The organism is Chromobacterium subtsugae, from assembly GCF_035919665.1.
Taxonomy (GTDB): domain Bacteria; phylum Pseudomonadota; class Gammaproteobacteria; order Burkholderiales; family Chromobacteriaceae; genus Chromobacterium; species Chromobacterium subtsugae.
The window spans coordinates 824,282-839,106 of the sequence record NZ_CP142381.1; the positions used below are offsets into that span (position 1 = coordinate 824,282).

At 68.3% G+C, this 14,825-nt stretch carries 12 protein-coding genes; 6 read left to right on the forward strand and 6 right to left on the reverse strand.

The features are described 5' to 3' along the window. Positions 1 to 52: 52 nt before the first annotated feature. On the reverse strand, positions 53 to 1,180 hold the full coding sequence (locus U6115_RS04120) for a succinylglutamate desuccinylase/aspartoacylase family protein (RefSeq protein ID WP_043577030.1): 1,128 nt from the start codon (positions 1,178 to 1,180) through the stop codon (positions 53 to 55). A 121-nt stretch (positions 1,181 to 1,301) separates the two neighbouring features. Here U6115_RS04120 and U6115_RS04125 point away from each other — a divergent pair, with 121 nt between their 5' ends. From U6115_RS04125 to U6115_RS04135, 3 genes are read left to right on the forward strand one after another with little or no spacing between them, the layout of a single operon-like run. Then, positions 1,302 to 2,576, forward strand: coding sequence for a hypothetical protein (locus tag U6115_RS04125; RefSeq protein ID WP_230623399.1), 1,275 nt, complete (start codon positions 1,302 to 1,304; stop codon positions 2,574 to 2,576). Between the two features lie 49 nt (positions 2,577 to 2,625). Next, positions 2,626 to 3,384, forward strand: a complete 759-nt coding sequence (locus tag U6115_RS04130; RefSeq protein WP_043577035.1) for a hypothetical protein — start codon at positions 2,626 to 2,628, stop codon at positions 3,382 to 3,384. Beyond that, positions 3,384 to 6,194: an ATP-binding protein gene (locus U6115_RS04135; protein WP_043577037.1), complete on the forward strand. Its 2,811-nt coding sequence runs from the start codon at positions 3,384 to 3,386 to the stop codon at positions 6,192 to 6,194. Before U6115_RS04130 ends, U6115_RS04135 begins: the two co-directional genes overlap by 1 nt. A gap of 397 nt (positions 6,195 to 6,591) precedes the next feature. Here the strand turns inward: U6115_RS04135 and U6115_RS04140 are convergent, their stop codons facing one another. Then, positions 6,592 to 7,845, reverse strand: a complete 1,254-nt coding sequence (locus U6115_RS04140) for an alpha/beta hydrolase (protein ID WP_197466002.1) — start codon at positions 7,843 to 7,845, stop codon at positions 6,592 to 6,594. Positions 7,846 to 7,919: 74 nt separating this feature from the next. Between U6115_RS04140 and U6115_RS04145 the strand changes: the two genes are divergently transcribed. Then, positions 7,920 to 8,402, forward strand: a complete 483-nt coding sequence (locus tag U6115_RS04145) for a MarR family winged helix-turn-helix transcriptional regulator (protein WP_047237966.1) — start codon at positions 7,920 to 7,922, stop codon at positions 8,400 to 8,402. A 6-nt stretch (positions 8,403 to 8,408) separates the two neighbouring features. Here the strand turns inward: U6115_RS04145 and U6115_RS04150 are convergent, their stop codons facing one another. Together U6115_RS04150 and U6115_RS04155 are read right to left on the reverse strand one after the other, a co-directional pair. Further along, positions 8,409 to 9,128: a superoxide dismutase gene (locus U6115_RS04150; RefSeq protein WP_080509499.1), complete on the reverse strand. Its 720-nt coding sequence runs from the start codon at positions 9,126 to 9,128 to the stop codon at positions 8,409 to 8,411. 196 nt (positions 9,129 to 9,324) lie between these two features. Further along, a complete protein-coding gene (locus tag U6115_RS04155; protein ID WP_052258131.1) occupies positions 9,325 to 9,795 on the reverse strand; it encodes a DUF1842 domain-containing protein in 471 nt (156 codons plus the stop codon). Between the two features lie 274 nt (positions 9,796 to 10,069). On the opposite strand from U6115_RS04155, the gene tpx reads away from it, so the two are divergent. Then, positions 10,070 to 10,567: a thiol peroxidase gene (tpx, locus tag U6115_RS04160; protein ID WP_043577039.1), complete on the forward strand. Its 498-nt coding sequence runs from the start codon at positions 10,070 to 10,072 to the stop codon at positions 10,565 to 10,567. 69 nt (positions 10,568 to 10,636) lie between these two features. Here the strand turns inward: tpx and U6115_RS04165 are convergent, their stop codons facing one another. After that, positions 10,637 to 12,271 (reverse strand): APC family permease, encoded by a 1,635-nt coding sequence (locus tag U6115_RS04165; RefSeq protein ID WP_043577041.1) that lies wholly within the window; start codon positions 12,269 to 12,271, stop codon positions 10,637 to 10,639. 397 nt (positions 12,272 to 12,668) lie between these two features. Between U6115_RS04165 and U6115_RS04170 the strand changes: the two genes are divergently transcribed. Then, a complete protein-coding gene (locus U6115_RS04170) occupies positions 12,669 to 14,309 on the forward strand; it encodes a methyl-accepting chemotaxis protein (protein ID WP_052258133.1) in 1,641 nt (546 codons plus the stop codon). Between the two features lie 3 nt (positions 14,310 to 14,312). On the opposite strand, the gene U6115_RS04175 is transcribed toward U6115_RS04170, so the two are convergent. Next, complete coding sequence (locus U6115_RS04175; RefSeq protein WP_043577043.1) at positions 14,313 to 14,825, reverse strand: RDD family protein; 513 nt, start codon at positions 14,823 to 14,825, stop codon at positions 14,313 to 14,315.

A 14,825-nucleotide genomic window follows, 5' to 3' on the forward strand; every position in this document is an offset into this window, starting at 1 on the left:
TCCGGGCGGCGGATCAAAAGCGGTTGGATGGCCGCCGCCGGCAAAAATTCCGTCAGGCGGTCAGCAGCTTGCCGCTCTTGAACGCGGTGCTGCCGGCCACCCTGGCCAGGCCCAGGCCGGCGGTGGCATAGGGCCGGTCGCTGGTGGCGTACAGCACGCCGCCGCGCTGGGTGCAGACCTGGCTGACAGTGTCGTTCAGCGGGTCTATCACGTCGGCCACCAGGTCGCCGGGGCTGAGCAGGCTGCCGGGCGCGGCGCGGTACACCACCACGCCGGCATGCGGCGCCAGCAGGTCTTCCGAGCCGGCCAGCGGCGTGGCCGGGTGGCGCAGCGGCGGCAACGGCGGCGCGTCGCCGGCGATCGCGCCGCGATGCTGCAGGAAATGGATGATGGCTTCGGCGTCCTTGGCGGCGTATTCATGGTTGACGTCGTTTTCGCCGCGCAGCTCTATCGTCACCGCCAGGCAAGCCATCTCGATCGGCGCGTCGATGCCTGCCTGGACCGCCAGCTCGCGCAGCTGCCACCAGGGCTGGCTGCAGGCTTCGTCGAAGGGCTGATCGCCGGAGTCTTCCGCCAGCAGGCTGGCGCAGGCGCCCAGATAGCGCGACAGCGGCTCGCACTGGTCCCACAGCGGCGTGCCGGTGTAGACGTGCAGCTCGGCGCGGCTGTCGCAATGCAGGTCCAGCATGATGTCGGCGTCGAAAGCCAGGCTATGCAGTGCGTGGCGCAGCGATTGCAGCTCGCTCTGCGGCTGCTGGCGCGCCAGTTCTTCCTTCATCGCCGCGCGGATCAGGCGGGTGTTGGCCCTGGGATCCGGCCCCAGCTGGCCGCGCACGGCGGCGAACACCGGCTGCGCCATCGCGTGGTAGTGGCGGTTGAAGTTCTGGCCGCTCATCATCTCGAAGCGGCCCAGCAGGCGGTTGTGCTGGTTCTGGTTGAGGCCGATCGGATTGGCGGCCGGCAGCACGGCGATTTCGCCCAGGATGGCCCCTTCGCTTTCCAGCTGCAGCAGCCGCTGCTTCAGGTGCCAGGCCACCAGCATGCCGGGCAGCTCGTCGGCGTGCAGGCTGGCCTGGATGTGCACTTTCTCGCCGCGGCCGGCCTGGCCGAAGTGGAAGCTGGTCAGCGCGCGCTGGCTGCCCAGGCTGGGCGACAGCAGCGGATGGTGGCGGGTTAGCATGGGGTCTCCTCATTGGATTGTTATTGGCTTGCCTACGGCATAAAACGCGCCGCCGCGTTGACTAAGCGGCAGGCGGTCGGGACAATCGCTGCTTTGATTCATCCCCGTCCGTGGAGCGCGCTTGGATTCATTGTCCGATTTCTTCCAGCCCGGCATCGAGCCCGGCTCGTTGCAGGCGGTATCGCGGCTGCAGGGCGCCTGGTCCTACCTGTCGGTGTTCGTCACGCTGTTCCGCGGCGGCGACGAAGAGGTGCTGATGCGCCTCCTGGTGCTGCGCGAACTGGGCGGCCGCGCCGAGGCGCCGTTGTGGACGCCGCAGGAAATCGCCCGGCGCTTCTCTTATCTTAACGATACCAAACTGGCCACCATTCTGGGGCGTTTGCGCGAGGGCGAGTTGCTGGTCTACGACAGCGACGGCGGCGTCTACCAGCTGTCCGAGGGCGCGCGCGTGGCGCTGGCGGCGCTGGCTACCCTGATCGATTTTTCCGGCGACGACGTCGAGCTGGGCTATCTGGCTAGCCAGGTGGCGGCCGGCCAGGCGGTGGGCCAGGTGTCCGACGAGGCGCTGCGGCATCTGCTGGCGCGGCTGAACGAGCTGTACGCGGAATTCGAGGAGGCGCTGGAGTCGCAGTCCGAATTCCGCATCCGCGCCGCCCAGCACCGGCTGGAAGCGGTGTGGCGCTGGGTGGCCAAGTCCACCGAGGTGGTGAAGGGGCTGACGCAGGACGACACGCTGAGCCTGACCGTGCTGAACCAGGCGCAGGCCATCGCGCTGGCGCAAAGCCGGATGCTGGCCTTGGCCGGCACCTTCGAGCGCCGGCTGGCGCAACTGGCCGCGCAGCGCGTGCACCTCGGCAATTCCGGCCTCACCTCCACCGACATCGCCGATTGGCTGCGCCGCCAGGGGGCGGCCACGCTGGCCGGCAAGCTGGCCGGCGCCTGGTCCATCTGTCCGGAGCCGGCCTTCCTGTCCACGCCGGAGCTGGCCGACGTGGCCGAGTTCGAGCTCTTGGCCCGCGAGCGCGCCAAGGCCGGCGCCCACGTGTTGCCGGGCGGCGAGGCCGCGCCGCTGGCCGACGCGCCGGAAATGGAGCGCCTGCTGGAGGCCGAAGACATGTACGACCTGCTGCTGGAGCTGGGCATGAGCGGCGCCGCCGATGCCCATATCAGCCAGGCGGTGCTGGCGGGCAGCTACAACGAAACCGCCTACCGGCTGTCGCTGCTGTCGCTGATCGGCGACCCGGAAACCAGCAACGACCAGAGCATCGTCGCCGCGCTGGCCAAGCTGCCGTTCAGCCTGCAGGGCGGCGACGGCGTGATAGCGCCGGACCACCCGGAGGTGGCGACGCTGTCCGACGCCAGGCTGGTGGCCCACGGCGGCCGCGCCGGCCCATGATGGATACACCGCGCGCGGACCATACCGGGCGGGCAAGCAAAGAATAGACATGGAACAAGAAATCAAAACCCTCACCGCCCGCCTGCTGGCGCACCGCGTGGTGCCTCGTGGCGACGCGCTGGCGAAGAAGGCGCTGCTGGACGACATCTTCCGCGCCGAACTGGACAAGAGCCTGGCCGCCGTCGGCCTGCGCCTGGTGGAGAACCCGTACGCCGAGCACATCGCCGCGGCGCTGCTGCCGGAGATGACCGAGCCGGTGTTCGGCTCCGGCGACGCTTGGCTCAATAATAATCTGGGCCTGCCGCGCGACGGCGTGGCGTTGCTGGTGATCCTGTGGGCGCTGATCATCCTGCCCAAGCGCGAGCGGCAGATCGCCCGCGTCGAGGCCGGCAAGGAGAGCCAGAGCGACATGTTCGGCGCGCAAAAGCCGCTGGAAACCGGCGAGACGGTGTCCACCGGCATTTCCGAAGACGCGCTGTACGCCGACTTCGGCAAGGCTTTGGGCGGCCGCACCCGTTTCAGCGCCAATCTGGGCCGGCTGGTCAACCTGGGCTTCATCGTGCGCCGCAACCGCTGGCTGGACGAGGGGCCGATGCTGGACCTGATGATCGACTACGCGCAGCTGGCGCCGCGCATCATCGAGGGCGCGCTGGCCGACGTGCTGCTGCGGCGCGAGGGCCGCGACATGTTGGTGGATAAGCGAGTCGACGACGAAATCGAAGAAGAAGGCGCGGACGACGACATGGCGTCGGCCGGCCCGCTGTTTGAGCTGCCGGCGGACGACGCGGCCGACGGGGAGGCGCGCTGATGTTCCAGATGAAATCGGTGGAAATGGTGCATTGGGACTTCTGGCAGCGGCTGAGCGTGCCGCTGGACGCCCAGATCGTCACCATCATCGGGCCTAATGGCTCCGGCAAGACCACCTTGCTCGACGCGATGCGCACGCTGCTGGCGATCAAATGCTCCGGCAAGCGCGACTACAAGCGCTATGTGCGCAACAACAAGGAAGCCTTCGCCTATCTGCGCGGCGTGGTCGACAATCCGCGCCGCCCCAGCGGCGGCCTGTATCCGACGCCGTTCTTCCCCATCGTGTCCGAGTCCGTGACGCTGCTGTGCCGGATCAAGAAGCAGGGCGGCGACTGGGTGCGCCACTACGCGATCCTGGACGGCGACATCGCGCTGGAGCACGCCGAGGGCCAGGCGCAATGGCTGGGCGTGCAGGAATACCGCCGCCGCCTGGAAGCCGCCGGCCTGACCCCGGCGGTGGCCGAGGTGCTGGCGCTGGAGCAGGGCGACACCGACAAGCTGACCGAATACAGCCCGCGCCAGCTCTTGGACCTGGTGTTCCAGGTGTTCGGCGACAAGGACGTGCTGGACAACTACCAGCGCGCCCGCGACGAGCAGCGCGCCACCGAGCTGGAGCTGGAGGCGCTGAGCCGCCAGGAAGAGGCGCTGCAAGTGCGGGTGGAGGCGATGAAGAACCGCGCCAACCGCTATCTGGAATGGAGGCAGCTGCAAACCGGCATCGCCCGGCTGCGCGACGAGGCGCTGCCGGTGCTGGCCTATCTGGACGCCAAGGCGTCCTTCGGCAAGCAATGGGGCGACTACCGCGCCGGCTACCACGTGCTGAACCAGGCGCGCGTCGAGCACGGCGACACCCTGGCGCTGGTGGCCAAGCTGAAGGCGGCGGAAGTGAGCGCCAGCGAGGCGCGCGGCGCGGCGGAAACGGTGCGGCTGGCGGCGCAGGAAGCCTTCATGAAGGCCAAGGGCGAGCACGCCGGTGTGGCGGGCCAGTTGAAGGAGCGCGACCGGCTGCAAGCGCTGGCCGGCAAGGAGTACGGCGCCGACGCCGCGCAGCTGGCCGACAAGCTCTCTGTCCTGCGCGCCGAGGCGGAGCAACTGAAGGATGGCCTGCGCGGGCTGAAAAAGCAGCGCCAGGACAGTTCCGAGCATCTGCAGGCGCTGGAAGTGGGCCGCGGCCGCTCGCCGGAGGATGTGCGCCAGTTCAAGGCGGCGCTGGACGAGGCCGGCATCGCCCACGCGATGCTGTCCGACATCGTCGAGGTGATGGATTCCAACTGGCAGGGCGCGGTGGAAGCGCTGCTGCGCGGCTACCGCCATGTGGTGCTGCTGGACAAAGAGTCCGACCGCCGCGAGGCGTGGAAAATCGGCGAAAAGCTGCGCTACCGCCATTTCGTGGTGCCGGAGCGCGCCGCGCCGCCGCGCGCCGCCAAGGGCAGCCTGCTGGAAGTGGTGCGTTTCTCCGCCGACGCGCCGGAATGGCTGTACCGGCAGATGAACAGCGTGACGCGGGTGGAGAGCGCACTAGAAGGCGCTAGCGCTGAAGGAGACTGGATCACCCGCGACGGCTATTTCCGCGAACGCCGCGGCGCGCGCCATATCGGCGTGCCGGCGCACGAGTACGCGTTCGGCGAGGCGGCGCGGCAGTCGCGGCTGCTGGCGGTGCGCGACGAATTGAAAGCGCTGAATGTGCGCATCCTGGCGGACGAGGAGCGGCTGGTGGCCGCCACCCGCGAGGCGGCCGGCCTGGCCGAGTACCTGGGCGGCATGGACGCCATCCGTCAACTCGACAGCCGCGCCGACGAGTTTTCAGCGCTGGAATCGCGCAAGGCCGAGCTGGAAGCCGAGATCGCCCGCCAGGGCGCGGCGCTGGCCGACGCCGGCGCGGAGAAGGACGCCGCCGACCAGCGCCACGGCGACGCGCGGCTGGCGCACGACCGCGTCTGCCAGCGCGAGATGGAAAGCCTGTCCAAGTACAAGCAGAAGCTGCAGGACGTGGAACAGGCGCGCCGCCAGCTGCGCCGGCTGATCGGCGAGCTGCGCGAGTGGGCCGAGCGCCTGCCGGACGCGGCGCTGGCGGCGGACAACGTCGCCGCGCTCGAAAACGAGTTCGACACCGCCGCCGACGCTCGCCATCAGCTGAGCTATCTGGAAGAGCGTTTGCAGAACGGCGACTGGGAGCAGGACGAAGCGGTGCTGATGCTGAAGGACAAGCTGGTGGACGACCTGACCCAGCTCGACCGCGAGCGCCAGCGCCGCCAGGGCGAGGTGGATCGTTCGCGCGAGCTGACCGAGGAGGCGCGCGCCGCCTATATGGGCAAGCTGCGCGCCACCGTGCGCGCTTACGGCCAGAACGTGAAGCGGCTGGGCGAGCTGGCCGGCATCCAGGTGGAAGTGGAGCTGCCGCAGCTGTCCAACGACGACGCGGTGCTGGCGCAGGCCGGGCTGGTGTTGAAGTTCAACTTCGACCAGAAGGGCATGATGGGCATGAACGACGGCGAGGCGTCGGGCGGCCAGCAGGTGATGAAGTCGCTGATCCTGTTGATCGGCCTGATGATGGACGAGTCCAATCCGTCCGGCTTCGTCTTCATCGACGAGCCGTTCGCCCACCTCGACATCTTCAACATCGACCGCGTGGCCGGCTTCCTCAAGGCGACGGAAGCGCAGTACCTGATCACCACGCCGAATACCCACAACATCAATATCTTCGCGCCGTCGGAGCTGACCCTGGCCACCCGCAAGAAGCGGCCCGGCGAAACCTGGGCGCCGCCGATTCTGCAGACGCGGCGCCGGGTGGATGGCGGCGAGCAGGCGTAAACAGCAACGGGGCGGCGAAAGCGGCCCCGTTTTTCACGCATGGGCCCGGACTGCGCGGCTCAGCCGCCCAGCATGCCAGCCAGCTTCGGCAGATCTGCCGCCTGCCAATCCCAATCCTGCCGATCGCCGGATCGCTCGTCTGTTCCTGGCAGAACGCTCGCGGCCGGGCGGCGAAGGCGGTGCGGGGGCCGCAGCGGCGCGCGGCGGCCAGGTCGCCATCGCGCGCCGCCACCAGGCAAACGCGCTCGGGCGGCAGATCGAGCAGCGCTGCCGTGCGCCGATAGGCTTGGGGGTGTGAACCGCTAGCGGCCGCTACACGCTTCCTCCATCGTCGGCGAATACCGTGCGCACCAAGCGGTGGCGCAGGCGCAAGGGCTTTGCCTGGCGCGGGGCGGAGTCAGCCGTTTCCGCTCAGGCGGGTCGGGTCGGCGCCTTGCCACCAGTCCGGCGCGGCGCTGCCGTCGCCGATATGGCCGTCGCGGCGCAGATAGTGGCGAATGTCGCGGCCGGCTTCGCGCAGCGCCGGGTCGCCGTTCAACGCCCGCTCCAGCCATTCCGCGCCGTAGCGGAAGACTTCGGCCGCCACGCCGCCCAGCGGGTGGAATTCGTTTTCGTAGACGCGCATCTCCTTGGGCGCGCGGATGCGCTGGTAGCAGGCCAGCGCCTGTTCCAGCGGCGTCAGCTCGTCGAATTCGCCGATGCCGAGCAGCACCGGGATGCGGATGTCGGCCGCCAGCGCGCCCAGCGGCATTTGATCGCGCAGGTCGCGGTCGAAGCGGGCTTCATCCTGATAGCCGCTCATATACATGTAGTTTTTCTTGAAGCTGGGTTGGGCGCGTTCGAAGATGGTGAGGAAGTCGCCGCACACCGGCTCGTAGGAGGCCAGCGCGGCCAGCCGGGTGCGGCCGGCGGCCGCGCGCAGTCCCCAATAGCCGCTCATGCTGATGCCGAACATGCCGATGCGGCCGGCGTCCACTTCGGGCAGGCCAGCCAGGTAGCCGGCGTAGGCTTCCAGCGCCCGCTCATAGTTATCCAGGGTGACGGTCAGGCCGCCGGCGCGGCTTTCGCCCTGGCCGGGGCCTTCTATCGACAGCGCCACTATGCCGTGCGAGGTGTAATAGCGCTCGGCGGCGTACAGATAGTCTTCCTTGATCATGTCCATGCCGGGGCCGAGGATCACCGCCGCCGCCTGGCGGACTTCGCCGTCGGGCAGGTGCAGCAAGGCGTGGATGACGCCGCCCTCGAATGGAATTTCCACCCGCCGCACTCGGCCCCCGCGCAGCTCGCCGATGCGCTCCACGCAATGATTGCAGCGCGCGCGCAAGGCAAGCTTGCGCGGATCGGCGGCATCGAAGATCGAGTACTGGGCGCGGCCCCACATCACCGCGGCGCGCAGATAGAGGTCGGCGGCGGTGCGGCGGTAGCCGTCGCGCTCGTAGTGGGCGGCGCGCCGTTCGGCGCGGGCGGCCACTTCCGCCCAGGCCTTGGGCAGCATCGCGCCGCTTTTCACCTGCGCGAACACCGCGTCGAAATCCGCCGGGTCGTGGCCCAGCTGCAGCAGGGTGTTCTTGCCTTCCGGGTGCAGGGCGTCGAAACCGCCTTGGGCCAGCGCGATGTCCAGCGACCAGCTTTGCGCTTCTGAACGTGACATAATTTTCACCTCGTATATTGATCGTACCAAAAAATAACTAAGTACTTAGTTATATTATTGCGGAGCCGGAACCCATGTCAACCAAGCCCCAAGGGGACGCTGCGTCCAGCGCGGCCGAAGACGCCCGCCGCCAGGCGCTGGCGCGTCTCAGCCGCGCCGCCTACAGCCTGAGCGCCGCCGACGCGCGGCTGCGCGGCCGCGCCACGCGCCAGGCCGGCGCGTTGTCGCTGTCGCATGCCAGAGTGCTGCGGATATTGGCCGAGGAGGGGGCGCTGCCGGTGGCGCGGCTGGCCGAACTGACCGAGACCACCGGCGCCGGGGTCACCCAGTTGGTGAACGGCCTGAGCGAGCAGGGCTATGTGGAGAAGGCGAAGTCCTTGCTGGACAAGCGTTCGGTGCTGGTGCAACTGACCGAACTGGGCCTGGCGCGCCATCGCGAGCGCGAGCGTTTGCTGGCCGAGGTGCTGGAGCGCGCGCTGCGCGATATGGACGAGCGGTCGCTGGACGCCGCCGCCGCGGTGCTGCGCGCGCTGGGCGGCGTCTACGACCAGTTGTGAGGGTGGTCAGGCTTTCAGGTTCTGTTGCGCGAATTCCCAGTTGACCAGCTTGTCCAGCACCGCGTTGACGTAATCGGCGCGGCGGTTCTGGTAGTCCAGGTAGTAGGCGTGTTCCCAGACGTCGACGTTCAGCAGCGGCGTCAGGCCGGCGGTGGCCGGGGTGTCGGCGTTGGCGGTCTTCACCACGCGCAGCTTGTCGCCGTCCTGAACCAGCCAGGCCCAGCCGCTGCCGAACTGCGAGATGGCGGCGCCGGCCAGCTGTTGTTTACAGGCATCCACGCTGCCGAACGACGCCTCGATCCGCTCGCGCAGCGCCTGCGGCGGCGCTCCACCGGCCTTGGGCCGCATGCTGTTCCAGTAGAAAGTGTGGTTCCATAGCTGGGAGGCATTGTTGAAGATGGCGGCGTCGCCGGCTTGCTTGGCCGAGCGGGCGATGATGTCTTCCAGCGACAGATCGGCGTAGTCGCGGCCGGCTGTCAGTTTGGCCAGGTTGTCGAGATAGGCCTTGTGATGCTTGCCGTAGTGGAAGCCTATGGTGCGCGCCGAGATCACCGGCTCCAGCGCGTTGTCGGCGTAGGGCAGCGGCGGCAGCGCGTGCGCGGAGGAGGCGCGGGCGCGCGGCGACCACGCGGGCAGCGCGATGGCGGCCAGGCTGCCGGCCGCGGCCAGCAGAAAGCCGCGGCGATCCAGTTCCGGCTGCGCGCGGACGATGGGCGAGTCTTGCATCTGAATTCTCCCTGATGAGGTGGGCGGAGCCGCGCCCCGCTCGGCGGCGCGGCCTGCAAAAGCATATTAATCCAGCATGCAAGCACGGTTGGCGGCATTGCGCCGCCGGGCATGGCAGTACGGACAGGCCGGCGGCGAAAATGGGCAAACCGCCAGGCCCGGAGGCGCTGGCGGTCGGCGCGATGGCCTGCGGCGCTTAGCGCAGGTTCAGCGACTTCGCGGCGTGGCGCAGCTCATCGGACAAATGGATGTCCTGGCCGCTCACTTCGGTCCAGTGGCCGTTTTGCAGGAAGGCGTAGCGGGCCTTGGAGCCGGCGTCGGCCTGCCAGCCGCCCTTCAGCTGGCCGTCGAAGTGGAAGTCTTCGCCCAGCGGCGCGTGCGCTTGCTGCTGCGGATGCTGGCCTTGGGCCTGCGGCAGCTGGTGGCCGAAGAGGAACAGCTCGATATTGCTGCCGTTTTCCTCGTAATGGCCTTGCACCGGGCTCTTGAATACCAGCGGTTGGGCGGTGGCGTGGGTGATGACGGCCTCGCCGCTGACGCGGCGAGACGGCGGATAAACCGACAGCTTCAACTGCAGCTTGTAGCCGCCGTCTACGCCCGGTTTGAAAACGTTGTAGCTGACGATGAACAAGCCGGCCTTTTGATCGCGATCCAGTTGGTTAGCCATGATGTGGACTCCTGTGAAATCGGATGACGGTTGATGGCGCCGGTAAGCGCGCATCCCATTTGCTTGCCGTGGCGCCACGGTAGCGGCGTCACCCGCTCTTTATATAACGAATGGTTTTATTTTTCGCCGCCATTTAGGCCAGTTGGGCATTTAGTGCGGGTGGGGATGGTCGGCGGCCGGGCGGTATCCACGGCAACCATATCGGGCATGGGGTTGCATTCCGCCGGCTTTGCCCCACACTAGCGCCATCCCCAACCCTGAAAAGGACTGAGACATGGCAACTGTTACCCTGCGCGGCAATCCGGTGGAAGTGGCGGGCGCGCTGCCGGCCAAAGGCGCCGCGGCGCCGGCGCTGCAACTGACCGGCGGCGACCTGGCGGAAGTGACGCTGGATACCTACGCCGGCAAGCGCAAGATCCTCAACATCTTCCCGAGCGTGGATACCCCCACCTGCGCGATGTCGGTGCGCAAGTTCAACGAGAAGGCCGCCGGCCTGGCCGACGCCGTGGTGCTGTGCATCTCGGCCGACCTGCCGTTCGCGCAAAAACGCTTCTGCGGCGCCGAAGGCATCGAGGGCGTGGTGAACCTGTCCACCTTCCGCAATCCGGCCTTCGCCGAAGCCTACGGCGTCAAGCTGGCCTCCGGCCCGCTGGCCGGCCTGACCGCGCGCGCGGTGGTGGTGCTGGATGCCGACAACAAGGTGCTGCATAGCCAGCTGGTGGGCGAGATCGCCGACGAGCCGGACTACGCCGCCGCGTTGGCCGCGCTGTAAGCGTCGGCTTCTGGCAAAAGAAAAAGCCGCCCGGGAGGGCGGCTTTTTTCATGGGCGAGGCCCGCGGGATCAGCCGCGCTGGACGGCGGGCTTGCCGGACGGCTGGTTTTCCGCCTGCATCGCCTCCACCAGCTTGGGATCGTGCTCGTCGCGAAGGTAGCGGGTGTACCAGCCGCTGTTGACGCCCCAGAAGTAGAAGCCCAGCGAAGCGGCGGCCACCACGGCCATGTCCACGCCGTACGGCAGGATGCCGAGGCCGCCGAAGTCGGTGCTGCCGATCCAGGACAGCAGCGCCATCGTCGGCAGGTAGAGCACCATCCACATCGCGCCCTTCAGCTCGCGGGAGAATTCCGGCCAGCCGGCCTTGGCCTGGTACCAGATGTAGACCGGCAGCGCGGCCACGATCAGGAACAGGATCTGGCCGGTCAGCGGCCAGCGCGCCCAGTACAGCACCAGCGAGGCGCAGACGAAGGCGAACGGCGCGACGATGTTCAGGCCGGCCAGGCGCAGCGGGCGTGGCAGGTCCGGCGCGCAGCGGCGCAGCGCGGCGGCGCTGATCGGGCCGGTCAGGTAGGAGATCACGGTCGCCACCGAGATCACCGCCGCCAGCGTGCCCCAGCCGCGGAAGAAGAACAGGAATACGAAGGACACCGCCAGGTTGAACCACATCGCCGGACGCGGGATGCGGTACAGCGGGTGGATGCGGCCGAAGATGGCCGGCATGGTGCCGTTGCGCTGCATGCCGTAGATCATCCGCGAGGTGGACGCCATATAGGTGGCGCCGGTGCCGCTGGGGCTGACGAAGGCGTCGAAATACAGGGTCATCATCAGCCAGTTCAGGCCCAGCGCCATCGCCAGCTGGGCGAACGGCGAGCTGAAGTCCAGGCCCTTCCAGCCGTGAACCAGTTCCGCCGGCGACAGCGCGCCGAGGAAGGCCACTTGCAGCGCGACGTAGATCACCGCGGCCAGAAGGATGGAGCCGACCACGCCGAAGGGCACGCTCTTGCCCGGATTGCGGGCTTCGCCGGCCAGGTTGATCGGGCTCTGGAAGCCGTTGAAGCTGAACACGATGCCGCTGGTGGCCACCGCGGTCATCACGCTGGCCCAGCCGAACGGCGCGAAGCCGCCGAGCGCCGGGTTGTTCAGGTTTTCCGAGTGGAAGCCGCTGTAAACCAGCGCGCCCACCGTCACCGCCGGCACGATCACCTTGAAGATGGTGATGGCGCTGTTGGCCTTGGCGAACAGCTTGACGCCCCAGTAGTTGAGCAGGAAGTAGGCGATCACCAGCACCGCGGCGAAGGACAGGCCGATGGTGCTCAGCTCGCCGTTGCGGTACAGGTTGTGCGCCCATTCGTAGGGCCAGGTGCTCATGTACTGCACCGAGGCTTCGGCTTCGATCGGAATCACCGACACGATGGCGATCCAGTTGGCCCAGGCGGCGATGAAGCCCAGCAGCGAGCCATGCGAGTAGCGGGCGTAGCGCACCATGCCGCCGGATTCGGGGAACATGGCGCCCAGTTCGGCGTAGCTCAGCGCGATCGAAAGAATGATCACCATGCCGACGATCCAGGCGACGATGGCGGCCGGGCCGGCGATCTGCGCGGCGTGGGCGGCGCCGAACAGCCAGCCGGAACCGATGATGGAACCCAGGCCGGTCAGCATCAGCGCAACCGGGCCGATGTGGCGGGAGTGTTGTTGTTGCAAGGGCGAATCTCCTGTCATTTGAACGATGACGGGCAACGACTCTGCCGGGGCGGCGCGCACGCGCCAGACGTGTCCGGAGGAGGTTGCCCACATAGCCGGGTGGGCCCGGTCTTATGTAAATCGCGCCTGCCTGCTGGGCAGGCGGACCGCGTCGGCGGAAGCGCCGCAGCGGCCTGGGGGGTCGAAACGGCCGGCAGCGGCCGACGACGGAAATCATGATGTTGCCCCCGACTGCGGGCGTTTCTCTGAATTTTGTCCGACATATCGACCCGAATTTTCGGGTGCGCGGATTGTAACGTAATGTGAACAATTTTTGCTACAACTTATATGTCTTGAAATCTTTGTGTCATCAATGGCGGCTACGATGGGGTCCCCGAAGTCTCACGCAACACCCGCCATGTCTCTGATCAAACGCTTGTGGCTGACCATCGCCTTTACCCTCGCCAGCCTGGCGCTGGTGATATCGGTCACCGGGCAGCAGCTATATGCTTTCACCCGCCATGTCGACAACTACAACCGCCTGCAGCAACTGGCCAGCGATTTGCAGCAGCTCAAGGCCATCGCGCTGTCGTTCGCGCGCGCCGATCCCCTGCTGCCGGAAACCGGTTTGCGCTTGCAGGCGGCGCAGCGGCAAGTCGCGGATTTGCAACGGGATATCCAGTCCAACTTGCCGGCGGCCGACGGCCAGGCCTTAGGCGCGGCGTTGCGCGGCCACTGGCAGGCTTACGTCCGCAACCTGGCCAGCGCCATCCATATCGCCGAAACCGCGCCGCAGGACGCGCTGTCGATACCGGAGCAGGCATATCAGCAGGACCTGGCGCCGCTGGCGGCGCAGATCGACAGCCAGGTGGCCAGGCGCGACGGCGAGCTGCGGCGCGAGAAAGCCGAGCTGGCGGCCGCGCTATCTTGGCTCGCGCCGCTGATCCTGGGACCGCTGGCCTTGGCCAGCGCGCTGGTGGTGCTGATCCAGCTGACGCTGGCGCGCCGGCTCAAGCGCCATCTGGGCGCGATGGCCAGGGCCGCCGACGCGCTGAGCGAGGGCAATCTGGGCGTGCGGCTGCCGGATAGCGGCGGCGACGAGCTGGCCCATGCCGCTGCGCGCATCAACCGTTTCCTGGACCGACTGGCCGGGCTGCTGGACGAGGTGCGGCGGCATGCCGGCGACAATCTGCGCGACAGCCAGCGCCTGCAGCTGCTGACGCGGCAGAGCGCCGACGCCAGCCGGCAGCAGACGCAGAAAAGCCGGCTGAGCAACGAGGCGGCGGGCGAGATCGCCGGCCACGCCGAAAGGGTGGCGCAGCATGTCGAAGCGGCGCAGGACAGTTCGCGCAGCGCCGCGGCGGTCACCGGCGGCGCGCGCGAGCTGGGCGGACGCAATGTCGCCACCATGCAGCGCTTGGCCGAACGCATCGATACCGCCACCCGCGAGATGCGCGAGCTGGGGCGGGCGGTGGGCGCCATCGGCCAGATCAGCGCGCTGATCCGCGAGGTGGCCGACCAGACCAATCTCTTGGCGCTGAACGCGGCGATAGAAGCGGCGCGGGCCGGCGAGGCCGGCCGCGGCTTCGCGGTGGTGGCGGACGAGGTGCGCAAGCTGTCGGAGCGGACGGCGGCGGCCACCAGCGGCATTTTCGACAGCCTGCGGCAGATGGAGCGCGCGCAGGGCGCGCTGGGCGAGGCGATCGCCGCCGCCGGCAGCGCCAGCCGCGACAGCCAGGATGCGCAGCTGGCCTTGGAGCAGGCGCTGGATACGGTGGACGGCGCGCTGTCCGGCCTGGCCGGCTTGATGGAGGACATTAGCGACGCGCGCGAGCGGCAAAGCCGCGCCGGCGGCAGCATTCGCCAGCATGGCCACGAGCTTGCCAGCCTGGCGCACGACATCGAAAGCCAGATGGGGCAGGCGGAGCCGCTGATGCTGCAGCTGGCGGCGTCGGCCAGCGGGCTCAACCAGGCTTTGGCCTGGTTCCGCCTGCCGGCGGCGGCGCGCGGCGCGGATACGCAGGTTCGCTTCGCTGCGCCCGCCCCGGCGCCGCGCTGACGCTCAGCGCGGCGGCTGGAAGGAGACGGCTTCCACCCGGCGCTTGGGCCGCACCACCACCGTGCGCGCCAGCTTGTCGTGCCAGCCTTGCTTGCGCGGGTCCAGCCCCACCCAGATCAGCCCGACGCAGAACGGAATGGCGGCGGCGAAATAGCCGAGGTAGCGCAGCACCGCCTGGCCGGGCTTCAGCGCCTGGCCGCTGTCGGCGTCCACCACCCGCGCGCCCAGCATCATCTTGCCCGGCGTGGCGCTTTTGTAGAGCCAGAACAGGATCACCGCCAGCGCCGGCAGCAGGTAGTTGGTCAGGATGTCGCCCAGGCCGCCGATGCCGAGCAGCGTGGAGAAATCCAGCGTCCCGGCGGCCGGTTCCGGCGCTGCCTTCGGCTCCAGCAGCCACCATAGCGGCAGCGAGGCGATCAAGAGCAGCGCGGTGTCGACCAGCGACGCCAGCGCGCGCAGCCAGAAACCCACGTATTCCAGCTCTTCGGCGTCATGCGCCTGGGGTGTCGGATGCAT